The 23438-nt window shown below is 72.9% G+C and carries 16 protein-coding genes; 5 read left to right on the forward strand and 11 right to left on the reverse strand.

The genetic code is table 11. The features are described 5' to 3' along the window. Positions 1–11 precede the first annotated feature (11 nt). Positions 12–656, reverse strand: coding sequence for a M48 family metallopeptidase (locus ACFXPL_RS22000; protein WP_384922024.1), 645 nt, complete (start codon positions 654–656; stop codon positions 12–14). Between the two features lie 180 nt (positions 657–836). Between ACFXPL_RS22000 and ACFXPL_RS22005 the strand changes: the two genes are divergently transcribed. Together ACFXPL_RS22005 and ACFXPL_RS22010 are read left to right on the forward strand one after the other, a co-directional pair. Continuing rightward, positions 837–1982, forward strand: coding sequence for a ThiF family adenylyltransferase (locus tag ACFXPL_RS22005; RefSeq protein WP_384922027.1), 1146 nt, complete (start codon positions 837–839; stop codon positions 1980–1982). 42 nt (positions 1983–2024) lie between these two features. Next, positions 2025–3452 carry an ABC1 kinase family protein gene (locus ACFXPL_RS22010; protein WP_384922029.1) on the forward strand — a complete coding sequence of 476 codons (1428 nt, stop codon included), beginning with the start codon at positions 2025–2027 and terminating at the stop codon, positions 3450–3452. A 15-nt stretch (positions 3453–3467) separates the two neighbouring features. Here the strand turns inward: ACFXPL_RS22010 and ACFXPL_RS22015 are convergent, their stop codons facing one another. The 5 genes from ACFXPL_RS22015 to ACFXPL_RS22035 all read right to left on the reverse strand — a co-directional run bounded on the left by ACFXPL_RS22015 (position 3468) and on the right by ACFXPL_RS22035 (position 7444). After that, positions 3468–3662 (reverse strand): hypothetical protein, encoded by a 195-nt coding sequence (locus tag ACFXPL_RS22015; protein WP_384922032.1) that lies wholly within the window; start codon positions 3660–3662, stop codon positions 3468–3470. Between the two features lie 108 nt (positions 3663–3770). Further along, positions 3771–4094: a hypothetical protein gene (locus tag ACFXPL_RS22020; protein WP_384922035.1), complete on the reverse strand. Its 324-nt coding sequence runs from the start codon at positions 4092–4094 to the stop codon at positions 3771–3773. Beyond that, the gene (locus ACFXPL_RS22025; RefSeq protein WP_365812136.1) at positions 4091–4459 is read right to left on the reverse strand and encodes a WhiB family transcriptional regulator; all 369 of its coding nucleotides are present in this window, start codon (positions 4457–4459) and stop codon (positions 4091–4093) included. Before ACFXPL_RS22025 ends, ACFXPL_RS22020 begins: the two co-directional genes overlap by 4 nt. A gap of 172 nt (positions 4460–4631) precedes the next feature. Further along, positions 4632–4970 carry a hypothetical protein gene (locus ACFXPL_RS22030; protein ID WP_384922038.1) on the reverse strand — a complete coding sequence of 113 codons (339 nt, stop codon included), beginning with the start codon at positions 4968–4970 and terminating at the stop codon, positions 4632–4634. Positions 4971–5152: 182 nt separating this feature from the next. Beyond that, on the reverse strand, positions 5153–7444 hold the full coding sequence (locus ACFXPL_RS22035; protein ID WP_384922071.1) for an ATP-dependent DNA helicase UvrD2: 2292 nt from the start codon (positions 7442–7444) through the stop codon (positions 5153–5155). Positions 7445–7605: 161 nt separating this feature from the next. Here ACFXPL_RS22035 and ACFXPL_RS22040 point away from each other — a divergent pair, with 161 nt between their 5' ends. Next, the gene (locus tag ACFXPL_RS22040) at positions 7606–7848 is read left to right on the forward strand and encodes a mycoredoxin (RefSeq protein WP_173315740.1); all 243 of its coding nucleotides are present in this window, start codon (positions 7606–7608) and stop codon (positions 7846–7848) included. Between the two features lie 78 nt (positions 7849–7926). Here ACFXPL_RS22040 and nudC read toward each other — a convergent pair whose 3' ends face one another. The 5 genes from nudC to ACFXPL_RS22065 all read right to left on the reverse strand — a co-directional run bounded on the left by nudC (position 7927) and on the right by ACFXPL_RS22065 (position 18542). Continuing rightward, positions 7927–8871 carry an NAD(+) diphosphatase gene (gene nudC, locus ACFXPL_RS22045; protein WP_384922041.1) on the reverse strand — a complete coding sequence of 315 codons (945 nt, stop codon included), beginning with the start codon at positions 8869–8871 and terminating at the stop codon, positions 7927–7929. 130 nt (positions 8872–9001) lie between these two features. Continuing rightward, positions 9002–10396, reverse strand: coding sequence for a dipeptidase (locus ACFXPL_RS22050; protein ID WP_384922045.1), 1395 nt, complete (start codon positions 10394–10396; stop codon positions 9002–9004). 10 nt (positions 10397–10406) lie between these two features. Next, on the reverse strand, positions 10407–14111 hold the full coding sequence (locus ACFXPL_RS22055; RefSeq protein WP_384922047.1) for a UvrD-helicase domain-containing protein: 3705 nt from the start codon (positions 14109–14111) through the stop codon (positions 10407–10409). A 156-nt stretch (positions 14112–14267) separates the two neighbouring features. Continuing rightward, positions 14268–17729, reverse strand: a complete 3462-nt coding sequence (locus ACFXPL_RS22060; protein ID WP_384922050.1) for an ATP-dependent helicase — start codon at positions 17727–17729, stop codon at positions 14268–14270. 393 nt (positions 17730–18122) lie between these two features. Next, entirely contained in the window at positions 18123–18542 is a 420-nt protein-coding gene (locus ACFXPL_RS22065) for an MGMT family protein (protein ID WP_384922053.1), read from the reverse strand. 173 nt (positions 18543–18715) lie between these two features. Between ACFXPL_RS22065 and ACFXPL_RS22070 the strand changes: the two genes are divergently transcribed. After that, positions 18716–21643 (forward strand): lysylphosphatidylglycerol synthase domain-containing protein, encoded by a 2928-nt coding sequence (locus ACFXPL_RS22070; RefSeq protein WP_384922056.1) that lies wholly within the window; start codon positions 18716–18718, stop codon positions 21641–21643. Between the two features lie 104 nt (positions 21644–21747). Next, positions 21748–23367: an alpha/beta hydrolase gene (locus ACFXPL_RS22075; protein WP_384922059.1), complete on the forward strand. Its 1620-nt coding sequence runs from the start codon at positions 21748–21750 to the stop codon at positions 23365–23367. Positions 23368–23438 lie beyond the last annotated feature (71 nt).

Genomic DNA, 23438 nt, shown 5'->3' on the forward strand with positions numbered 1-23438 from the left:
CGGCTCCGCGTTCATCCCCCGGTTTCGGCTCCGGCCACGTCGGGCGTCCCGGCCGCGTCCACATCGTCCGCCTCGCCGCCGTCCGGGCCGTTCTCCCCGCGCGTGAGGGGAAGATGCGGAAGCCGTTCGGCCGCGACCACGCCTTCGAGATAACCCCGGGCCCGCTCGGTGCGGGGGTAGGCCTCCAGCAGCCGCCAGAAGCGCGGGCCGTGCCCCGGCACCAGCAGGTGGGCCAGTTCGTGGACGAGGACGTAGTCGACGACGTACTCCGGCATGCCCTGCAACCGGTGCGAGAGGCGGATGCTGCCCTCGGCGGGGGTGCAGGAGCCCCAGCGGGTGTTCTGGTTGGTGACCCACCGGACGGAGGCGGGCCGCGCCCTGCCGTCGAAGTACTGCGCGGAGAGCTGTTCGGCGCGCTCGGTCAGCGCGCTGTCGCCGAGGACCCGCTTGCTCTCCTGGGCGGCGAGTTTGTCGAGCATCACCGAGACCCAGCGGCGCTCCTCCGCCTCCGACATCCGGGCGGGGATGAGCACGATCGTGCGGTCGCCCTCGCGGTACGCCGAGACCGTTCTGCTGCGGCGGGCGCTTCTCCGGACCTCGACAGCGCTCGTCCCCGAGCCGCGGAGCGGGCGGCTGGGGGACGGGTCGGCGGGCACGCCCTGACGTTACCCGCTCAGCGCGGCGGAAGTCCTGTCTCCTGACGGGTTCCGCCTTGTTCCCCGTATGGGCACGCACTATTCGAACGACTAATGCCCGTGCCTGTGGACAACTTTGCGCACCGTCGGCCGCCGCCCTGCATTCTGGGATCACGGATCAGCGGGAACGGGGAGGCCGACATGCGTCCGATGATGAAGCCCGCGCTGCGGCGCGCTTGGCGGGACCGGCAGACGGTGCAGTTCGGGGTGACGCCCGCGCACGCGGTGGTGATGGGCCCGGTCGATACGGCCACGGGCAGTTTTCTCGAGCTGCTGGACGGGACGCGCGGGCTGCCGCTGCTACGGGAGCAGGCCCGCGCGATGGGACTGCCGGACGGGCTGGTCGACGCGCTGGTACGGCGGCTCACGGCGGCGGGGGTGCTCGACGACCCGGGAGCGGGCGGCCCGGCGGCCGACGCGCTGCGTGGCAGGACGGGAGAGGTCGAGCGGCTGCGGCCCGATCTCGCGTCGCTCTCCGTCCTGCATCCCGAGCCGGGGGCGGCCCTGCGGAAGCTGGCCGCGCGGCGGTCGGCGCGGGTGCAGGTCCGGGGCGCGGGCCGGGTCGGAGCGGCCGTCGCCGCCGTGCTCGCTGCTTCGGGGGTGGGTCGGGTCGACGTACTGGACGGCGGGTGCGCGACGGCGGGGGACGTGGCGCCCGGCGGACTGCCGGAGCACTCCGTCGGTGAGCGCAGGGACTTGGCGGCCCGGCAGCTCGTACGGCGGTCCGCGCCCGGCCGGCCGCCGAGAGCGGCGGGGCACCCGGAGTCGGCGGAGGGCGAGCCGCCGCTCTCCCTGGTGATCGTCACGCCGCGCGACGGGCTCGCGGCGTACGCACCCGATCCGGTGACGGCCGAGCCGTGGCTGACCACCGGCACGCCGCATCTCTACGCGGGGGTGATCGAGGCCACGGGGCTGGTGGGGCCGCTGGTGCTGCCGGGTGGCACGGCGTGTGCGGGATGCGTCGCGCGGACCCGGGCCGATCACGACCGCGGGTGGCCGAGGATGCTGGCCCAGTGGCGCTCGGGACGCGGGGCGGGCGCCGTACCGGCCTGTGATGTGGCGCTGGCCACCACGGTGGCGGGGCTGACGGCGGCTCATGCCCTGTCGTTCCTCGACGGGGAACTTCCCGCCAGTACGGGTGCACGATGGGAGGCGGCACTGCCGCTGCTGGACTGGCGCTCGGAGCGGATCACTCCCCATCAGGACTGCCCGTGCGGGGCGGCCGGACGGCGAAGGGGGGAGCGCGTCGCCGGAACGGGGGCGTCGCACGACACAATGGCCGGGTAACCGCCGCACGCGGCACGGCTGTCTGGGATTAGGAGGGGCTTCATGTCTGATCTTCCCCGGAAGGCGGTCACCCGCACCGCGAAGCTGGCCACGCTGCCACTGGGCTTCGCAGGCAGGGCCACCTGGGGCCTGGGCAAGCGGATCGGCGGCAAATCGGCCGAGATCGTCGCCCGGGAGCTGCAGCAGCGCACGGCGGACCAGCTCTTCAAGGTCCTCGGGGAGTTGAAGGGCGGCGCGATGAAGTTCGGCCAGGCCCTCTCGGTCTTCGAATCGGCGCTGCCCGAGGAGATCGCCGGGCCCTACCGGGCGGCGCTCACCAAGCTCCAGGAAGCGGCACCGCCGATGCCGACGCACACGGTGCACGCGGTGCTGGTGGAACGGCTGGGCGAGGAGTGGCGGGAGCTGTTCCTGGAGTTCGAGGAGAAGCCCTCGGCCGCCGCGTCGATCGGCCAGGTGCACCGTGCGGTGTGGCACGACGGGCGCCAGGTCGCGGTGAAGGTGCAGTACCCGGGGGCCGGGGAGGCGCTGCTCTCCGACCTGACACAGCTCAGCCGCTTCGCCCGGCTGCTGGGGCCGCTGATCCCGGGGATGGACATCAAGCCCCTGATCACCGAGTTGCGTGACCGGGTCTCCGAGGAGCTGGACTACGCCCTGGAGGCAGAGGCGCAGCGGGCGCACGCGGCGGAGTTCGCGGACGATCCCGACGTGGTGGTGCCCCAGGTGGTGCATCAGGGCGAGCAGGTGCTGGTGACCGAGTGGATCGACGGGGTTCCGCTGGCGGAGATCATCGCGGACGGCACGCCCGAGCAGCAGGACCGCGCGGGCCAGCTTCTGGCGCGGTTCCTCTTCTCGGGCCCGGCGCGCACGGGTCTGCTGCACGCGGATCCGCACCCGGGGAACTTCCGGCTGCTGCCACCCGCCGACGCCGGGGAGTCCCCGGAGGGCGCGTACCGGCTGGGGGTGCTGGACTTCGGCACGGTGGACCGGCTGCCGGGCGGGCTGCCCGGGATCATCGGTGAGGCGCTGCGGCTGGCGTTGGAGGACGACGCCGAGGCGGTGTACGAGCTGCTGCGCGCGGAAGGGTTCGTCAAGGAATCCATCGATCTCGACCCGGACGCCGTGCTGGAGTATCTGCTGCCGATCATCGAGCCGGCCGTGGTGGAGGAGTTCACCTTCACCCGGAGCTGGATCCGTACGCAGGCGGCGCGGATCGCCGATCCTCGGTCGCCCGCCCATCAGTTGGGCAAGCAGCTCAATCTGCCGCCGTCCTATCTGCTGATCCACCGCGTCACGCTGAGCACGATCGGGGTGCTCTGCCAGCTCAACGCGACGGTACGGCTCAGGGAGGAGCTGGAGGCGTGGCTGCCCGGGTTCCTGCCGGAGCAGGATCCTGACCGGGCCCAGGGTCCGGATGTGGAGGCGGTTCCGGACTCGGATCCTGTCGAGGCCGCGGTGGACACGGGGGCCTGAGCGACGCCGCGCGCGTCACCACCGGGCGGGGTCGAGCCTGCTCTCGATCGCTGTGATGTGTGCCCGGCAGCAGTCGTCGCAGAGGTAGGAGCGGCGGCCGTGGTCGACGGCGCGGCTCCAGGTCGGTGGCGGGGTTTCGGCCGTGACGCCGCAGCGGGCGCAGACCGCCTTCTCGGCATTCTCGGCACCTGGCGGTTCGGAACTCGGCACGGGCCGACGATAACCCCGCCGGGCGTCCCGGCGCGGGACAACGCACGGAGCGGGGGCCGGCCCCCGCTCCGTGCGTCGGTTACTCCGTACGTCGGTGATGGCTGACGCCTACTGCATGACGGCCATGGCCAGCGCGCGGCGGGCGCGCAGGGACACGCGCTCGGCACGGCGCTGCATACGCCGCGCGGCGACCAGGCGCACGGCCCGGCGTTCCGCGTTGGCTTCACGCATGCGCTCGTTCATATGCGCGCGAGCCAGGGCTTCTGGAATGAGTTGCATCTCGCGGGTCCTGTTCTGACGCGAGTCGTTCGCGCCCATGGTGGTGACAACTGGGGTGGCGGAACCGGACGGCTCGCTCAGGGAAGAGGTCATCGGGGCCTGCTTCTGGGGATCGTGCGTGAAGGGACGGTCGATCGTGCCGACGGCGTTCATGCCGTGACCGGGTTCTTGCGCGGACGGCCACGCGGCCGCTTGCGGGCCACGACGACCCCTTGGACGAAGAGTTCGCCACCCCAGACACCCCACGGCTCACGCCGCTCCTTGGCGCCGGCGAGGCAGGCCTCGATCAGCGGGCAGGTGCCGCAGAGGGCCTTGGCGTACTCGACGTCGGCCGGGGACTCGGCGAAGAAGACCTCCGGGTCGTAGGCACGACAGGGAACGGGTACGCCGAGGTTCTCGATGGCGTCGTCGAGCGCGGTGAGCGCGGTCAGCGGGGTCAAGGTGGAGTCCTCCGTGGGGACGGGCGGGGAGATCGATTCGGAAGGCGGTACGGACGGGGCGTGCGCTTCGAGTTGCACGGGTGTCGTTCCTCGTCTGGTCGGTCCGGCCTGGTTGGCCAGTTGTCGGCTGGTACCGGGTGGTGCGTGTCCCGAGGCCCCTTCGCTCCGACTGTCCCGTTCGGGACAAACAGAAGGGCCGCGGATCCCGGGTGGGGTTCCGCGGCCCTGAAGGCGCCGGCCTGATCGTCGATCAGGCTGGATCACTCCAGGGTTCGAGCCCACGGAAGGCCCACATCAGGTGATGCTGCGTCTGCTGCTTCGTTTCGGCACCGGTCGCCGCAAAGGCATAGGCATTGCCTGCTGCCGCTGCTACTGCTGCTTCCAGTGCCTTGGTCGGTCGCTCATCGCGGACCATGACGGGCCGCTCGCAAGTCAGCAGACCCGAGAGTCCGGCGGGCTTGACGGCGGAGGCGCCGGGCAGGCCACTGGCGATGAGTTCGGTACCGGAGAAGCCGAGCGAGCAGGCGGAGACGACCGAGAGATCGGTCATTTTGACGGTGCTGACGGAGCTGTAGTCGATGCTGATCACTGGAATCGCCTCCTCTCGGCGTCTCAAGGACAGGTCCGAAGACCCGTCATACGTATGTTGGGCAAGTACTGCTTGACAAGTAGAGCACGGGGACCAGGCTTCGGAGAAGCCCGCCGTTCCGTGGTTAAGAACCTATGGGGATTCCCCGTGCGGGCGCAAACTATTTTTTCGACGAGTTCGACTCAGTCGTCGCCGTCCTCGCCCACACCTTCCTCACCTGCGCAGATGGCCAGCACATCGGCTCCGAAGCGATCCAGTTTCCGGACCCCGACCCCGGGGATGCCCGTCAGCTCGCCCGCACTGCCCGGCACGGCCTCCGCGATCGCCATCAGTGTCTTGTCGGTGAACACGCAGTACGCGGGCTGTCCGATCCGCTGGGCCTGCCCGGCGCGCCAGTCCCGCAGCCGCTCGTACAGCCCCTCGTCCATGTCGGAGGGGCACTCCTCGCAGCGCATGAGCTTCATCTCGCCGGCGTCCGTGAGGGTCCTGCCGCACACCCGGCAGCGGGCCGGTCCCCGCCGCTTGCGCCGCGCGGCGCCGCCGGCCGCCGCACCGGTGGCGCCGCCCCGCTCGACGGAGCCGCCCGCCCCCGTACCCGCGCCGCGGGCTCCAGGGGCCGTGGAGCCCGGACGCAGCCCGTTCAGGAAGCGGGTCGGCCGACGGGAGGCCCGGCCTCCCGGAGAGCGCGAGAGCGCCCAGGAGAGATGGAGATGGAGCCGCGCACGGGTGACCCCCACATAGAGCAGCCGGCGCTCCTCCTCGACCTGCTCGTCCGTCTTGGCGTAGGTGATCGGCATCATCCCTTCGGTGAGGCCGACCAGGAACACCGCGTCCCACTCCAGACCCTTCGCGGCGTGCAGCGAGGCGAGCGTGACGCCCTGCACCGTGGGGGCGTGCTGGGCGGCGGCGCGCTCGTCCAGCTCGGTGACGAGGTCGGCGAGCGTCGCCGACGGCTTGGCCAGGACGAAGTCCTCGGCGAGCCGGACGAGCGCGGCCAGCGACTCCCAGCGGTCCCGGACCGCGCCGGAACCGGCCGGGGGCTCGGTGGTCCACCCCTTGGTGGAGAGCACGGCCCGCACCTGCGAGGGCAGCTCCACCACGTCGTCGAGCAGCGCGTCGTTGCCCCCGAAGCGCGCGGCTCCGCGCAGGGCGGCGCCCGCCTCCCGTACCTCCTGGCGTTCGAAGAACCGCTCGGCGCCCCGGAGCTGGTACGGCACGCCCGCGTCGGCGAGGGCCTGTTCGTACACCTCCGACTGCGCGTTGATGCGGTAGAGCACCGCGATCTCGCCGGCCGGGACGCCCGCGGCGATCAGATCGCGGATCCTGCGGGCGGTGCCCTCGGCCTCGGCCGGTTCGTCCGCGTACTCCGTGCAGGCCGGCTCGGGACCGGGGTCGCGCTGCGAGATCAGCTCCAGCCGGTGCTCGGCGGCCCGGCCGCGCGCCTGGCCCAGCAGGCCGTTGGCGAGATGGACGACCTGCGGGGTGGAGCGGTAGTCGCGGACCAGCTTGACCACGGTGGCGCTCGGGTGCCGGGTGCGGAAGTTGAGCAGGTGGTCGGGGGTGGCGCCGGTGAAGGAGTAGATCGTCTGGCTGGCGTCCCCGACGACGCAGAGGTCGTCCCGGTCGCCGAGCCAGAGGTCGAGCAGCCGCTGCTGCAGCGGGCTCACGTCCTGGTACTCGTCCACCACGAAGTGCTGGTACTGGCGGCGGACCTGATCGGCGATGTCGTGCCGGTCCTGGAGGACACCGACCGTGAGGAGCAGGACGTCCTCGAAGTCGATCACCGAGCGCTCGCGCTTGAGCTGTTCGTACATCCCGTAGATCTGGCCGATCTCGGCCGCGTCGCGCGGGGCGTCGCGGTGGGACTTGGCGACGGCGGCCGGATAGTCGGCGGGCACGGTCTGGGTGACCTTCGCCCACTCGATCTCGCCGGTGACGTCGCGCAGCTCGTTGCGGTCGAGCCGGACCCGGCAGCGCGCCGCGGCCTCGGCGACGAGCTGGACCTTGCGGTCGAGCAGCCGTGGCAGCGTGCCGCCGACGGCCTTGGGCCAGAAGAACTGGAGCTGGCGCAGCGCCGCCGCGTGGAACGTCCGCGCCTGCACGCCGCCGGCGCCGAGCTGCCGCAGCCGTCCGCGCATCTCACCCGCGGCCCGGTTGGTGAACGTGACGGCCAGGACGCTGGCGGGCTGGAGTATGCCCGCGCGCACCCCGTACGCGATCCGGTGGGTGATCGCGCGCGTCTTGCCCGTGCCGGCCCCGGCCAGCACGCACACCGGGCCGTGCAGGGCCGTCGCGACCTCGCGCTGCTCGGGGTCGAGCCCGTCGAGCACCGCGTCGGCGTCGCGCGGCGGGGCCACGATCTGGCCGCCGGCGGATTCCCGCGGGAACAGGGGGGAGTGCGTTGCTGCTGTCACCCCGCCATGCTGCCAGGTCCCACGGGGCGGATGCGGCGGTTGTCCACAGGGGCGGCGCATCGGTCGTACCAGTCCGATCATCACCTGTGGAAACGGTGGCGAGCGGGGCAACGGGGGCGGGCGCGGGAATGGTCGCCGGGTCCGTTACGTTCAGGAGTCTGCGGGCGACGTACCGGTACGACGGGCGACGCATCCAGCGAGACAGAGGAGTGCGAGAGACCATGCCGGGCACTGTGACGATGTACAGCACCACGTGGTGCGGATACTGCCGTCGGCTCAAGGGCCAGATGGACCGCGAGGGCATCGCGTACACGGAGATCAACATCGAGCACGACCCGGAGTCGGCGGCGTTCGTCGAGAAGGCGAACGGCGGCAACCAGACCGTACCGACGGTGCTCTTCCCCGATGGCTCGACGCTGACGAACCCCTCGCTGGCGCAGGTCAAGCAGAAGGTCGGCGTCTGACGGCTCCTCCTGCCGGGAGTTGCCCCGAAACCCCCGTCACCCCCGTCGGACCCGGTCCGGCGGGGGTTTCGCCGTCTTTCAGTTCAGCGGCTTCGGGAGCGGCTTGCCGTACCAGAGTTCCACCAGGCGCGCGGCGATCGAGATGCCCAGCGGAGGCAGGATCTCGCCCGTCTCGATGGCGGTGCGCAGGTCCTCGCGGGAGAACCAGCGCGCCTCCTCGATCTCCTCGCCGTCCACGGTGATCTCCGACGAGGTGGCGCGGGCCATGAAGCCCAGCATCAGGCTCGACGGGAAGGGCCACGGCTGGCTGGCGATGTACTCGACCTCGCCGACCGTGACGCCCGCCTCCTCGAAGACCTCTCGGGCCACCGACTGCTCGATCGACTCGCCGGGCTCCACGAAGCCCGCGAGGGTGGAGAACCGGCCCTCGGGCCAGTGCACCTGGCGGCCCAGCAGCGCGCGGTCCTCCTCGTCCGTGACCAGCATGATCACCGCGGGGTCGGTACGGGGGTAGTGCTCGGCACCGCACGCCTGGCAGCGCCGGATGTGGCCGGCCGCGGCGATCACCGTACGTTCGCCGCAGCGGGAGCAGAAGCGGTGCAGCCGCTGCCAGTTCTCCAGCGCCACGGCGTGCACCATCAGGCCCGCGTCGCGCGCGGAGAGCAGGAGGCCGGCCTCGCGCAGCCCCGCGGGCCGCGCCGACTGGTCCATGCGGCCGGGGAGCGAGTCCTTCTGGAGCGCGAAGTAACGCACGCCGTCCTCGTCCGTGCCGAGGAAGTAGCGGTGGGTCTCGGTGAGGGGTGCCTCGAAGGACGGGGTCATGACCAGTTCGGTCCGCCCCTCGGGGGTGTCGTCGATCAGCACCTGGCCGCCGGACACCACGAAGACTCTGGTGGTCGGGTGGCTCCAGGCCGCCGCAAGCCACGCCTCGTCGAGGCGGTGGTGCGCCGCGCGGTCGATGCCGCTGTGCGCGGTCAGGCCGATGGGCTGGTGTGCGGTGGCGTCACTGCTGATGGTGCTCACAGGTTCTTTCTACTCCCCCGGGGTGATGTGGGTGTCTGGTCAGCGGAGTGGTCGGTGGGCCGGCGGGTGCGGGGAGGGTCGGTGGGTGGCGGATCGGTGGGTGGCGGGGGCTTGCGGGTGGGGCGTGGGGTCAGCGCGGGGTGGCTGCCAGGTCGCCCCACAGGTAGGCGGTGGTCTCCACACCCTTGAGGAGCAGATCGATCTCGACCTTCTCGTTGGGCGCGTGCCAGCCGTCGGACGGAACGGAGATACCCAGGAACAGTACGGGCGCGCCCAGCACGTCCTGGAGATCGGCCGCCGGCCCCGAGCCGCCCTCGCGCGTGAAGCGGACCTTCTGTCCGAAGGCCCAGGTCATGGCCCGGACGACCGACTGGAGCGCGGGGTGGTCCAGCGGGGTCAGACAGGGGCGGGTGGCCGCACCGAAGCTGATCTTGTGCCGGATCCCGGCCGGGATCCGGTCCTCCGTCCAGGTTCTCACGGCCCGCTCCACCTGGTCCGGGTCCTGGCCGGCGACCAGCCGGAACGAGAGCTTGAGGTGGGCGGAGGACGGGATGATCGTCTTGCCGCCGGGGCCCTGGTAACCGCCGCCGATGCCGTTGACCTCCGCGGTGGGGCGGGCCCAGACGCGCTCCAGGGTGGAGTAGCCGGCCTCGCCGAGCGTGCCGTGGGACGTCGCCGTACGGAGCCATTCCGTCTCGTCGAAGGGCAGCTCGGCGATGAGGGCGCGCTCGGCGTCGGTGAGCGCGGCGACGCCGTCGTAGAAGTCGGGGACCGTGACGCGTTCGTCCTCGTCGTGCAGCGCCGCGACGAGGCGGGCGGCGACGGTGGCCGGGTTGGGGACGGCGCCGCCGAAGGAACCGGAGTGGATGTCCTGGTCGGGGCCGTACAGCTCGATCTCGCAGTCGGCGAGGCCGCGCATGCCCGTGCAGACGGTCGGGGTGTCCTCGGACCACATGCCGGTGTCCGAGACGATCACCACATCGGCGGCGAGGCGCTCGGCGTGCCGCTCGGTGAGGTCGCGGAAGTGCGGGGAGCCCGACTCCTCCTCGCCCTCGATCAGGAGCTTCAGATGGACGGCCGGGGTGGTGCGGCCGGTGGCGGCGAGGTGGGCGCGCACACCGAGTGTGTGGAAGAACACCTGTCCCTTGTCGTCGGCGGCGCCGCGCCCGTACATCCTGCCGTCCCGTACGACCGGCTCGAAGGGGTCGGTGTGCCAGCCGTCCTCGCGGGCGGCGGGCTGGACGTCGTGGTGGCCGTAGACCAGGACGGTCGGGGCGTCCCGGTCCTCGGAGGGCCACTCCGCGAAGACGGCGGGGGCGCCGGGTGTGTCCCAGATCTCGGTGACCGGGAAGCCGGTCTCCTTGAGTTTGGCGGCGAGCCAGTCGGCACTGCGCCGCACGTCAGCGTCGTGGTCGGGCTGGGCGGATACGGAGGGGATGCGCAGCCAGTCGGCGAGGTCGTCGAGGAAGGCCGTGCGGTGGGTCTGGATGTACGTACGGACGACGCTGTCCGGGATGTCGCTCATGGCATCGAGCCTAACGGGCCCGGCGGGCTGTCCCGTCTGCCTGTTGCGAAGATCGCTCGTCCGTGGGTGTGTCGGGATCGCCGTCACCGCCTTCCATGGCGTAGGGAACGTCCGCAGTGAGGAGCCGTTCCAGCTCGGGGCGGCCCGGAAGGCGGTCTGGCCGGACGACCTCCCCGGTCCGTACGTAGAGGAACGTGGCCGTCACGGCCTCGGGCGGGAGGCCGTGCTGCTCGGCCCACGCGAGGCGGTAGACGGCAAGCTGGAGGGGGTCGGCGGTGCGGGCGCGGCCGGTCTTCCAGTCGACGATCTCGTACGTGTACGGGTGGGGGTACGGGCCCGTACCGGAGCCTGTGCCGATGCCGGAGCCGGGCACCGGGTCGCGGTAGACGGCGTCGATACGGCCGCGGATCACCCGGCCCGCGAGGGTGAGCTGGAACGGCTCTTCCACCCGGTACGGCGTGCGCCGGGCGTACGGGGAGCGCTCGAAGGCCTCCTTGAGGGCGGCGAGGTCACGTTCGTCGGCGATCTCCGGCTCGTCCTCGTGCCCGCCGGGCAGCTCGTCGGGGCCGAGCATCGGGAGCGGCAGCTCCTCGAAGCGCGACTCCACCCAGGCGTGGAACCGGGTGCCCCGGCGCGCGGCGGGGGCCGGGGGCCGGGGCATGGGCCGGGCCAGTTCGTGGGCGAAGGCGTCGGGGTCGGCGGCGAGGCGCAGAAGCTGGGAGGCGGAGAGCGAAGCCGGTACGGGAACGTCGCGGACGGTGGCGCGGGCACGGGCGAGTTCACCCGCGAGGGCGTCGAGGTCACGGTCCCAGGAGGCGAGGGTACGGGCCTCTTCGGGGGTCGGTCCCTCCCCTGCCCCGCCCCGCACCGGAACGGGGTGCCGGGGAGCCGGCACGGACGGGGCGACAGGCGCCGGGGGCTGCTGTGGGCCCCGGGAGTCCCCGGCGTCCCGGGAGCCCGCGGCGTTCCCCGAGTCGTCGGACTCCACGGTGTCCCAGGAGTCCCAGTCGGACAGGTCGTCGCCGGAGCTGCCGGGGTCGAAGGGGTCGTCCCCGATCCCCGGGTCGTCCAGGGCGCCGACGCCGTCCGGGCCGTCCGGGTCCTCCGGGGGATGTACGTCGTGCAGGTCGTGCCAGATGTCCGGGGCCCCGGAGACGTCCCGTACCGGCTGCACCGAGCTCTCCGACCCCTCGGCCCCGGCCCCGTGCTCCGCGTTCCGAAGCTCCTCCAGATACGCCAGGACCGTGTCCGCGGCCTCCCTGCGCCGGGCCAGGGAGGCCGCGTCCAGGGGAAGCGGCCACGGGTGCGGGGCGGTCTCCGCCGCGAGGGACGGGTTCTCCTCGGTCTCCTCCGGTTCGTCCGCCCACGCCTCGATCTCGCCGTACCCCGCCTCGCAGTGCGCGTACAAGACGTGCAGGAAGTCCGACGGACCTCTCGTCCGCTTCTGCGTGGGCCCCCACCAATGGCCGGACCCGAGCAGCAGGGAGCGCGGGCGGGTGAAGGTGACGTAGCCGAGGCGCAGTTCCTCGGTGTGCTGGTGCGCCTTCATGTCCTCCTTGAAGGCCTTGATGCCCTTCGCGTCCCAGGAGGCGATCGCGGGGAGCGTCGGCGCGTCCCCGCGCAGCGCGTGCGGGAGGACCTTCGGCTGCGCGGTCCAGGCTTCGCGCGCCTTGGTGCTCGGGAACTGCCCCGTGACCAGCCCGGGGACGGCGACGACGTCCCACTCCAGCCCCTTGGACTTGTGGGCGGTGAGCACCTTGACCGTGTTCTCGCCGCCCGGGAGCGCGTTGTCCAGGCCCTTCTCGTACTGCGCGGCCGTACGGAGGAACGCCAGGAAGGCCAGCAACCCGGCCTCTCCGTCGAGCGCGGCGAAGGAGGCCGCCGTGTCGAGGAAGTTGCTCAGGGTCTCCCGGCGGCGGGCGGCCAGGGCGTGCGGGGACGCGGAGAGTTCGACTTCGAGGCCGGTCGTGGCCAGGACGCGGTGCAGCACGTCCATCAGGGGGTCGGCCAGGGAGCGGCGCAGGTCGCGCAGCTCGGTGGCGAGGCGTGCGAAACGGACGCGGGCGGCGGCGGAGAAGGGCAGGTGGTCCGCCGGGGCTCCGGACGGCTCCAGGAAGGTGTCGAGGGCGTCCGCGAGGGAGATCACCTCGGCGGGGTCCGTGCCCTCGACGGCCGCCGCGAGCCGCGCGTCGGTGTCGTCCTCGGCGCCCCCTGCCGGGCCGCGGTGGACGAGCAGCCGGGCCCTGCGGCCGAGCAGCGCCAGGTCGCGCGGGCCGATGCGCCAGCGGGGGCCGGTGAGAAGGCGTACGAGTGAGGCGTTGGCGCCGGGATCCTGGAGGACCTCGCACATGGCGACGAGATCGGCCACCTCGGGGAGGTGCAGGAGCCCCGACAGACCGACGACCTCGACGGGGACGTCCCGGGCCACCAGCGCGCCCTGGATCTCGGGGAAGTCCCCCGCCGTACGGCACAGCACGGCGATCTCGCCGGGCTCCTTGCCCGTACGGACGAGGTGGGCGATGGAGTCGGCGAGCCAGTCGATCTCCTCGGCGTGCGTCGGGAGCAGGGCACACCGTACGGAACCGTCACGCTCGGCGCCGGGTGCCGGGCGCAGCGCCTCGACGCCTTCGTGCATGGCGCGCAGGGGCTCCGCGAGGCTGTTGGCGAGGTCGAGGAGCCGGCCGCCGCTGCGGCGGTTCTCGCTGAGGGAGAAGCGGGCGGCGGGGGCGCCGTCGGCGTACGGGAAGTGGGCCGGGAAGTCGTCGAGGTTGGCCACGGAGGCGCCGCGCCAGCCGTAGATCGCCTGGCAGGGGTCGCCGACGGCGGTCACGGCGTGTCCGGTGCCGCCGCCGAAGAGGCCGGAGAGCAGGAGCCGCTGGGCGACGGACGTGTCCTGGTACTCGTCGAGGAGGACGACCCGGAACTCGTCCCTCAGCAGGGCGCCGACCTCGGGGCGGGTGGTGGCGAGTTCGGCGGAGAGGGCGATCTGGTCGCCGAAGTCGAGGAGGTCGCGGGCGCTCTTGGCGGTGCGGTAGCGCCCGACGAGGTCGAGCAGTTCACGGCGGGCGACGGCCGCCTCGGGGACCTTGCGCAGGTCGACGTTGGAGAGCTTGACGCCGTCGAGGGTGCGCAGCAGTTCCGTGTCGTACGAACCGAGCCGGCCCGGGGGGACGAGATGCTCCGCCAGCTCGGCGTCGAGGGCGAGCAGATCGCTGACCAGGGCGGGGAGCGTCTTGGTCAGGGCGGGGTACGGTCCCGGCGCCTCCCGCAGGACGCGGGCGGCGAGTTGGAAGCGGGTGGCGTCGGCGAGGAGCCGGGCGGTGGGCTCCAGCCCCAGCCGCAGCCCGTGGTCGGTGAGCAGCCGGCCGGCGAAGGCGTGGTACGTGGAGATGCGCGGCTCGCCCGGGGGGTTCTCGGGGTCGAGGACGTCAGGGTCGGTGACGCCGGCCCTGACGAGCGCCTTGCGGACACGCTCGGCCAGCTCGCCCGCGGCCTTGTTGGTGAACGTGAGCCCGAGGACCTGCTCGGGCGCGACCTGTCCGCTGCCCACCAGCCACACCACCCGGGCGGCCATCACCGTCGTCTTCCCCGACCCGGCCCCGGCCACGATGACCTGCGGGGCGGGCGGCGCGGTGACGCAGGCCATCTGCTCCGGGGTGAAGGGGATGCCGAGCAGCTCCTTGAGCTGCTCGGGATCGGTGAGATGTACGGACACCTCAGGAAGGCTATCCGGCCCCACTGACAGCGGACGGCGGCGGGCGCGGCGACCGGTGTCAGTGACTCATGCCACGTCCGCGGCCGATTCCACGTCCGCGGCTCATTCCGCGTCCGCGGCTCATTCCACGACCGTGGCCCATTCCACGACCGTGGCTCATTCCACGACCTGCCGGCCCTCCGGCTGCGCGCTGCACGAGGCGCGGAACGCGCAGTGGCCACAGTGCTGGCCCGTGGTCGGGGTGAAGCGTTCGTCGAGTACGCGGCCGGCCGCCGTGGTGAGCAGTTCGCCGACCCACTCCCCCGTGAGGGGCTCCTGCGCCTGGATCTTGGGGAGCGCGTCGCCGCCTTCCTTCTTGGGGGCGGGCTGGCGGAGCTGGACGAGTTCGGCGCCGCCCGGTTCGGGGCGGTGGCCGTCGAAGACCTCGTCCAGCGCGCCCTCGCGGACCGCGAGCTGGTAGACGGCGAGCTGGGGGTGGTGGGCGACCTCGTCCTTGGAAGGGGACTGTTTGCCGGTCTTGAAGTCGACGACATAGGCCCGGCCCTGGGCGTCCTGTTCCACGCGGTCCATGGAGCCCCGGATCCGTACCTCGTAGGCGCCCGCCTCCAGCGTCACGTCGAAGCCGTGCTCGGTGGCGGCGGGGGTACGGCCGCCACGGTCCGTGACGTGCCAGCGCAGGAAGCGTTCGAGGGCCGCGCGCGCGTGCTCCTTCTCCTGCCGCGACTTCCAGGGCGCGTCAAAGGCGAGGGCGTCCCACACGGAGTCCAGGCGTTCCATGAGGACGGCGAGATCGGCGGGGGTACGGCCGGAGGCCACCTCGTCGGCCAGTACGTGGACGACGTTGCCGAACCCCTGGGCGGCGGTGGCGGGCGCGTCCGCCTTCACCTCGCGGCCCAGGAACCACTGGAGGGCGCAGGTGTTCGCCAACTGGTCCAGGGCGCTTCCGGAGAGCGCGACGGGCTGCTCCCGGTCGCGCAGCGGGACCGCGCTGCGGGTCGGCTCGTACAGGCCCCACCAGCGGTGCGGGTGGGCCGCCGGGACGAGCGCCTGGCCCTCCTCGTCGCTGAGGGCCGCGAGCCGGGCGAGGCGTCGGGCGGCGGCGTCGCGCAGGCCCGGGGACGCCGCCGGGTCGACGGTGGTGGCGCGCAGTTCGGCGACGAGCGCGGCGACGGCGAGCGGGCGGCGCGGGCGGCCGGTGACGTCCCTGGGCTCGACGCCGAGTTCGGGGAGGAAGCGTGAGGGCTGGTCGCCGTCGTCGGCGGGTGCCTTGACGGCGGTGACGACGAGCCGGTCACGGGCGCGGGTGGCCGCCACGTAGAAGAGGCGGCGTTCCTCCGTCAACAGGGCGCCCGGAGTGAGCGGTTCCGCGAGCCCGTCGCGGCCGATCCTGTCGGCCTCCAGGAGGGAGCCACGGCGCCGCAGATCGGGCCAGAGGCCTTCCTGTACGCCGGCGACGACCACGAGGCCCCATTCGAGCCCCTTGGAGCGGTGCGCGGTCATCAGCCGTACGGCGTCGGGGCGTACGGCGCGGCGGCTGAGGGTGTCGGCGGCGATGTCCTGGGCGTCCAGTTCCTCCAGGAAGTTGAGCGCGCCCCGGCCGCCGGTGCGCTCCTCGGCGCGGGCGGCGGCGTCGAACAGGGCACAGACGGCGTCAAGATCGCGATCGGCGTTGCGGCCGCCGGCACCGCCGCGCAGGGCGGAGCGTTCGAGCCGCGCGGGCCAGGGCGTGCCGTCCCACAGCTCCCAGAGCGCCTCCTCGGCGGTGCCGCCACCGGCCAGCAGCTCGCGCGCCTTGCGGAGCAGTACGCCGAGCCGCTGCGCGCCCCGGGCGTACGCGGGGTCGTGCGCCACCAGCCGCTCGGGCTCGGCGAGCGCGCGGGCGAGCAGCACGTCGGAGGCGGCCGGGATCCTGATCCCGCCGACCCGTTCCTCGTCGCGCAGAGCCCGGCCGAGGCGGCGCAGATCGGCGGCGTCCATGCCGCCGAGGGGCGAGGTGAGGAGGGTGAGCGCGGTCTCCACGTCGAGCCAGGTGGTGACAGCGGCCTCGGGGGCGGGGGAGTGAGCGGCCGCCTCCGTTTCGGGCGCCTCCGTTTCGGGCGCCTCCGGGGCGTCTGCCGCCTCCGGAATGGGTGTCGCCTCTGGGACGGGTGCCGCCGGGACAGGTGCCGCCTCCGGGACGGGTGCCTCGGTGCCGGGCTCCGCAGACGGCTCCCCCAGGGGCGTGATCGACGCCGTCGCCACCGTCCGCAGCGCCGTCAGCAGCGGGGCGACGGCCGGTTCGTGGCGCAGCGGGACATCGTCGCCGTCCACCTCCAGGGGAACACCCGCCGAGGTCAGGGCGCGGCGGATCGAGGGGATCGTGCGGCCTCCCGCGCGGACCAGGACCGCCATGTCGTGCCAGGGCACACCGTCATCAAGATGCGCGCGGCGCAGGATGTCGGCGATGTTCTCCAGCTCGGTCGACGGGGTCGGGAAGGTGTACGTCTCGACCCGGCCGCCCTCCCGTACCGCCGCCAGTTCCCGGTGGGCCCGTACCTTCTCGGCCGGCAGCCGGTTCAGCGGCATACGGCGCGTCAGGAGCCGGGTGGCCGCCAGGAGGCCCGCGCCGGAGCGGCGGGAGGTGATCAGGACCTCGACCGGCGCCGGGGCCCCGTCCGTACGGGGAAAGGCGTACGGGAAGTCGAGGATGCCGTTCACGTCGGCACCGCGGAAGGCGTAGATCGACTGATCCGGATCGCCGAAGGCGACCAGTGTGCGCCCCTCGCCCGCCAGGGCGCGCAGCAGCCGTACCTGCGCCGGATCGGTGTCCTGGTACTCGTCGACGAAGACCACGTCGTACCGCTCCCGTAGCTTCTCCGCGACCTCCGGGCGGCGGGCGAGCAGGACCGCGCGGTGCACCAGTTCCGCGTAGTCGAGCACCCCCTGCATGTCCAGGACGTCCAGGTACTCGGCGAGGAAGGACGCGGCGGCCGACCAGTCGGGGCGGCCCGTACGGCGGGCGAAGGCCGCCAGGGAGTTCGGGCCCAGGCCCAGTTCGCGGCTGCGGGCGAGCACCGCGCGCACCTCGTCGGCGAAGCCGCGCGTGGTCAGGCACGCGCGCAGTTCGTCGGGCCAGCGGACCCTCCCCCGGCCGTCACGGGCCAGCTCGATCTCACCGGCGAGGAGGTCGCGTACGGCGACGTCCTGCTCGGGTCCGGAGAGCAGCCGCAGGGGCTCGGTGAAGAGTTCGGCCTCCTGGTGCGCGCGGATCAGGGCGTAGCAGAACGAGTGGAAGGTGGTCGCCTGCGGGCCCCGGGCGCCGCCGAGCCGTACCGCCGTACGGTCGCGCAGCTCCACCGCGGCCTTACGGCTGAAGGTGAGCACCAGGATCCGCTCGGGGTCGGCGCCCCGGGCGACGCGCTCGGCCACGGACTCCACCAGCGTCGTCGTCTTGCCGGTGCCGGGGCCCGCCAGCACCAGCAGCGGCCCCGTCCGGTGGTCAACCACGGCGCGCTGCGCTGCGTCCAGCACAGGGGGGGCCACCGGCACGGGCGGCGTACGCAGCAGCCGGTACGCGCCGGGGGTGCGCTGACGTGCCCGGCGCTGCGGGATACGTCCGGTGGAAGAGGAGGAGCTCACGTGGTTTCGCCGGTCCTGGAGGGGGTGCTGGTGGTGACGGGGCTGGCCTGCGTGCGCGGCACGCGGGGGACGCGTGGCACGCACGGAACGCGGGAGGCGCGTGCCGTCGACGCTACGCCGTCCGGCGGCCCGGACGCGTACGGTCCGGCGTGGCGTCCGTCGCAGGAACCGCCGACGCGGGGTCCGATGCAGGCGCCGCCGACGCGGGCACCGTCGGTGAGGCGTCCGACGAAGGCAGCGCTTCCGCCGCTGTCTCCGCTACCGCCGCCGACTCCGCCGCTGTCGCCGTTACCGCCGCCCCCTGCGGCGCGCTCCCGTACAGCGTGGCGTCATCCGTACGGCGGGCTCTCCGGACGCGGGAACGCCCGCCGTACGGCCCGATGGCGGAAGCTGTCACCTGTGAGTCACATCGTCCGTGTCCGGGCCCTCGCCGTCCCATCGCGCCCGCCCCATGTCCAGGCGCGGCACATGGCCCTCGGCGCTCCGCGCGGCCTCACGCAGCGGGGTGCCCTCCTCGCGGTAGTGGGCCAGGGCGCGCAGTTCGTGCCCCGGCAGCAGCACGCCGTCGGACCGGACCACCCGCCACCAGGGCACAGCCGAGCCGTAGAGCGCCATGGCCCGGCCGACCTGGCGCGGTCCGCCGTCGCCGAGCCATTCGGCGACGTCTCCGTACGTCATGACCCGGCCGGGCGGGATCAGCTCGGCGACGTCCAGCACCCGCTCCGCGTAATCCGGCAGCTCGGACGGTCCCGGCAGGTCAGGCGGCTCGGGCAGGTCAGGCGGCTGGGCTCCCTCGGGCTCCTTGCTCCTCATTCGGCCCATCCTGCCGCACACCACCGACACCGGCGGCGCCCTGGTACCGCGCGCCGGATGTCCCCGCATTGCACCCTGATGCCCCCCTCTGTCGGATGCTCGTGCCACCATCATCCGGGCGGTGACTGGTGATACGAGACCAAGAAGAGACGGATTCGGCAGAGGAGGGGGCCGTGCAGCCTCCGGCGACGGCGAACACCTCCGGCGCTGAGCCGCGCCCGGACGCCGGCGGATCCCCGTCGACCGGCCCGGACACCGGCCCGGAGAACGGCCCGGAGAACGGCCCCGGCGAAGGTCCGGACACCGGTCTGGCCCCCGGCCCCGGCAAAGGTCCTGACACCGGCCCGCGCGCCGGAGCAGGGAAGCGCCCCGGCGGCGTTACCGGTGACGCGGACGACGGCGGGCCGGGCGGCTCCCCCACCCCCGACGGCAGCGGCTCCGACGCCGACGCGGCCGGCAACCGCGACGGCAACCGCGATGGCGACGGCGACGGCGACAACGGCGCCACCCGGGCCGACCGGGTCTCCGGCGACGAGCCGCTGCTCGCCGCCCGCGTCCACCGCCCCTCCGACCTGCTGCGACTGCTCATCGGTGTGCTGGCCATCGCCCTCGTCCTCGGCCTCTCCGCCTTCGCCCACGGCACCACCTCCGGCCTGGAACAGGACATCAGCAAGGGCACGGGCCAGGCCCCCGACCTGATCGTCAAGCTGGCCGGTCTGGTCTCCAGCATCGCCGTACTGCTCGTCCCCGTCGCGTTCGCGATCGAGCGGCTGATCAAACGGGACGGGCTGCGCATCGCGGACGGGGTCCTCGCCGCCGTACTGGCGCACGGGGTCACCCTCGCCACCGACCTCTGGGTCGCCAGGGCCGCGCCCGAGTCGATCACGGACGCGCTGACACGGCCCCAGCTCGGCGCCGGGCTCACCGACCCGGTTCACGGATACCTCGCCCCCGTCATCGCCTACATGACGGCCGTGGGCATGGCCCGCAGACCCCGCTGGCGGGTGGTCCTGTGGGTGGTGCTGCTGCTCGACGCGTTCGCGATGCTGGTCGCCGGGTACACCACGCCGTTCTCGATCATTCTGACCGTGCTGATCGGCTGGACCGTCGCGTACGGCACGCTCTACGCGGTCGGTTCGCCCAACGTACGGCCGACCGGGCAGACCCTGATGGCGGGTCTGCGCCATGTCGGCTTCCGCCCCGTGAACGCGATGCGCGCCGAGGACGCCGCCGACGCGTCCGAACAGGGCGACCGGGGCCGGCGCTATCTGGTCACCCTGGAGGACGGCCCGCCCCTCGACGTCACCGTCGTCGACCGCGAGCAGCAGGCACAGGGCTTCTTCTACCGGGCCTGGCGCCGGCTCACGCTGCGCTCCATCACCACCCGCAGATCCATCCCCTCCCTGCGTCAGGCTCTGGAGCAGGAGGCGCTGCTCGCGTACGCGGCCATCGCCGCCGGGGCCAACGCGCCGAAGCTGATCGCCACCTCCGAGCTGGGTCCCGACGCCGTCATGCTCGTGTACGAGCACCTGGGCGGCCGGTCGCTGGACTCGCTGCCGGACGAGGAGATCACCGACGAGCTGGTACGGGAGGCGTGGCGGCAGGTCGAGGCGCTCCAGTCACGGCGCATCGCGCACCGCAGGCTCACCGGGGACGCCCTGCTGGTGGACCGTTCCGGCCAGGTGATCCTGACGGAGCTGCGCGGCGGCGAGATCGCGGCGGGCGACCTGGTGCTGCGGATGGACACCGCCCAGATGCTCACCACCATGGGGCTGCGCGTGGGCGCCGAGCGCTCCGTCGCCGCGGCGGTCGAGGTGCTCGGTCCTGACGCGATCGCCGACTGTCTGCCGCTGCTCCAGCCGATCGCGCTGAGCCGTTCGTCCCGGGCGACGCTGCGCAGGCTCGCCCGTGAGCGGTCGCAGCGCGAGCGTGAGGCCGTGCTCGCTGCCTCCGAGACGAACAAGCGCGCCAAGGCGGCGGAGGCGGCCGCCGTCGAAGGCGGAGCCGACCGCAAGGCCGTACGGAAGTCCCTGCGCGCCGAGAAGCAGGCCGAGAAGCGGGCCATAGACGAGGCGCTGGACGAGGCCCGCGAGGAGGATCTGCTCTCCCAGATGCGGCAGCAGGTGCTGCTGATCAGACCGCAGGCGCCGGTCGAACCGGTCCGTCTTGAGCGGATCAAGCCGCGGACGCTGCTGAGCTTCATCGCGGGGGCCGTCGCCGGGTACTTCCTGCTCACGCAGCTCACCCAGGTGGACTTCTCCACCGTCGTGAGCGAGGCGCACTGGGGGTGGGTGCTCGCGGCGCTGGCGTTCTCCGCGCTCAGCTATGTGGCGGCGGCGATGAGCCTGCTCGGTTTCGTACCGGAGCGGGTGCCGTTCCCGCGGACGGTCCTCGCGCAGGTCGCCGGGTCCTTCGTGAAGGTCGTCGCCCCGGCGGCGGTCGGCGGGGTGGCGCTGAACACCCGCTTCCTGCAGCGCGCTGGGGTGCGGCCGGGGCTCGCGGTGGCGAGCGTCGGCGCGTCCCAGCTCTTCGGGCTCGGGGCGCACATCCTGCTGCTGCTCTCCTTCGGCTATCTCACCGGTACGGAGAAGACGGCGTCGCTCACCCCCTCCAGGACGGTGATCGCGGGGCTGCTGACGGTCGCCGTGCTGGTCCTGGTCGTGACCGCGATCCCGTTCCTGCGGAAGTTCGTGGCGACGCGGCTGCGCTCGCTGTTCGCCGGGGTGGTGCCGCGCATGCTGGACGTGCTCCAGCGGCCGATGAAGCTGCTCACCGGCATCGGCGGGATGCTGCTGCTGACGGGTGTGTTCGTGATGTGCCTGGACGCCTCGATCCGGGCGTTCGACAACGGCAACCAGCAGCTCAGCTACGCGAGCATCGCGGTGGTCTTCCTGGCGGGCAACGCGCTGGGCTCGGCGGCGCCCACCCCGGGCGGGGTCGGCGCGGTCGAGGGCGCGCTGACGCTGGGGCTGATCGCGGTCGGTCTGCCCAAGGAGGTGGCGGCGCCCGCGGTGCTGCTGTTCCGGCTGCTGACGCTCTGGCTGCCGGTGCTGCCGGGGTGGCTGAGCTTCAGCCACCTCACGCGCAAGGGCGCCTTGTAGGAGGGCGGCGGGCCGGTGCGGGGGGGTGGTGTGACGGAGCCCTCCGCCACTCGCATGGCCCGCGGCCCCGCGCGCCGCGGGCCGACCCGGCGCACGATGGGGCCATGCCAATTTCCTCCGTCCGGCAGTCCGCGGCCCTGGCCGCCGTCACCGCCGTCGCCCTGCTGGCCGCCTCCGGATGCTCCGACAGCGCGGGCTCCGACCGGGGGGACGCCTCGGACGCCGCCCTCGGGACCCCGGCCGGCGGGAACGCCCGGGCCACGAGCAGCCCGGGCGGCGACCTGGCCTCCCAGCATCTGACGTGGAAGGCGTGCCGGGCCCCGGCGGCCTCCGAGGGCGGCGGTACGGCGCCCTCGCCGCTGCCCGGCGGCACCACGTGGCAGTGCGCCACCATGAAGGCGCCGCTCGACTACGCGAAGCCGAACGGCCCCACGATCGACCTCGCCCTCATCCGGGCGAAGGCGCGGGACACCAAGCACCGGATCGGGTCGCTCATCTTCAACTTCGGCGGCCCCGGCGGCTCCGGGATCACCGGGCTGCCTGCCTTCGCCAAGGACTACGAGAAGCTGCGCTCCCGCTACGACCTGGTGAGCTTCGACCCGCGCGGGGTCGGCCTCAGCGACGGCGTCCGGTGCGAGAACGCCAAGCAGCTCGACGCGTACTTCGCCCAGGACTCCACACCCACCACGGCCGCCCAGGAGAAGACCTTCACCAAGGGGCTCGCGGACTTCGCGGCGGCCTGCGAGAAGAACTCCGGCAGGATCCTCCCGTACGTCGGTACGACCAGCGCCGCGCGCGACCTGGAGCTGATGCGGCAGGTCCTCGGGGACAAGAAGCTGTACTACTTCGGGATCTCGTACGGCACCGAACTGGGCGGCGTCTACGCCCACCTGTATCCGAAGTCCGTCGGCCGGGCGGTCTTCGACGGCGTCGTCGACCCGACGCAGAACTCCGAGCAGGGTTCGCTCGGCCAGGCGAAGGGGTTCCAGCTCGCCCTCGACAACTTCGAGAAGGACTGTCTGGCGCGCGGCTCCGCCTGCCGGCTGCCCGGCTCCACGCCGCAGGAGATCCAGTCGTTCATCACCGGCCTGCTCGACCGGATCGGGAAGAAGCCCATCGCGGGCATCGGTCCCCGGAAGCTGACCGAGACCCAGGCCACCAACGGCATCGCGCAGGCGCTCTACTCGAAGGACTTCTGGCCGTATCTGGAGCAGGGCCTGGACGAGGCGGACGGCGGCAGTGGCGCGCTGCTGCTCGCGCTCTCCGACTCGATGAACGGACGCGACCAGAACGGCCAGTACAGCAACCTCCAGGCGGCCAATGTGGCCGTCAACTGCGCGGACTCCAAGGAGCGCTACACGCTGGCGCAGACCAAGGCGAAGCTTCCGGCGTTCCGCAAGGCGTCGCCGGTCTTCGGGGACTACCTGGGCTGGGGGCTGATGAGCTGCTCCAAGTGGCCGGTGAAGGGGCAGTGGCGTACGCCGGACGTGAGCGCGCCCGGCTCGGCCCCCATCCTGGTCGTCGGCAACACCGGTGACCCGGCGACGCCGTACGCCGGCGCCAAGGCGATGGCGACGGCGCTGGGCAAGGGCGTCGGGGTCGAGCTGACGTACCACGGGCAGGGGCACGGCTCGTACGACAGCGGCGACCGCTGTGTGCAGAGCGCCGTGAACGGCTATCTGCTGAACGGGAAGGTGCCCGCGGCGGGCACGGTCTGCAAGTAGGCGGCCGAGCGAGAAGTAGGCGGCCGAGCAAGCGGACAGCGGAGAGGGGCCGGTCCACGCGGTGCGTGGAC

It is taken from the genome of Streptomyces sp. NPDC059092 (genome assembly GCF_042756365.1).
Lineage (GTDB): Bacteria > Actinomycetota > Actinomycetes > Streptomycetales > Streptomycetaceae > Streptomyces.

What these genes read in the sequence shown, in the direction of transcription:
- ACFXPL_RS22005 (WP_384922027.1), top strand. Translation starts at nt 837, where the DNA reads ATGCGTCCGATGATGAAGCCCGCGCTGCGGCGCGCTTGGCGGGACCGG.
- ACFXPL_RS22010 (WP_384922029.1), top strand. Translation starts at nt 2,025, where the DNA reads ATGTCTGATCTTCCCCGGAAGGCGGTCACCCGCACCGCGAAGCTGGCC.
- ACFXPL_RS22020 (WP_384922035.1), bottom strand. Translation starts at nt 4,094, where the DNA reads ATGAACGCCGTCGGCACGATCGACCGTCCCTTCACGCACGATCCCCAG.
- ACFXPL_RS22035 (WP_384922071.1), bottom strand. Translation starts at nt 7,444, where the DNA reads ATGCGCCGCCCCTGTGGACAACCGCCGCATCCGCCCCGTGGGACCTGG.
- ACFXPL_RS22040 (WP_173315740.1), top strand. Translation starts at nt 7,606, where the DNA reads ATGCCGGGCACTGTGACGATGTACAGCACCACGTGGTGCGGATACTGC.
- ACFXPL_RS22050 (WP_384922045.1), bottom strand. Translation starts at nt 10,396, where the DNA reads ATGAGCGACATCCCGGACAGCGTCGTCCGTACGTACATCCAGACCCAC.
- ACFXPL_RS22065 (WP_384922053.1), bottom strand. Translation starts at nt 18,542, where the DNA reads ATGAGGAGCAAGGAGCCCGAGGGAGCCCAGCCGCCTGACCTGCCCGAG.
- ACFXPL_RS22075 (WP_384922059.1), top strand. Translation starts at nt 21,748, where the DNA reads ATGCCAATTTCCTCCGTCCGGCAGTCCGCGGCCCTGGCCGCCGTCACC.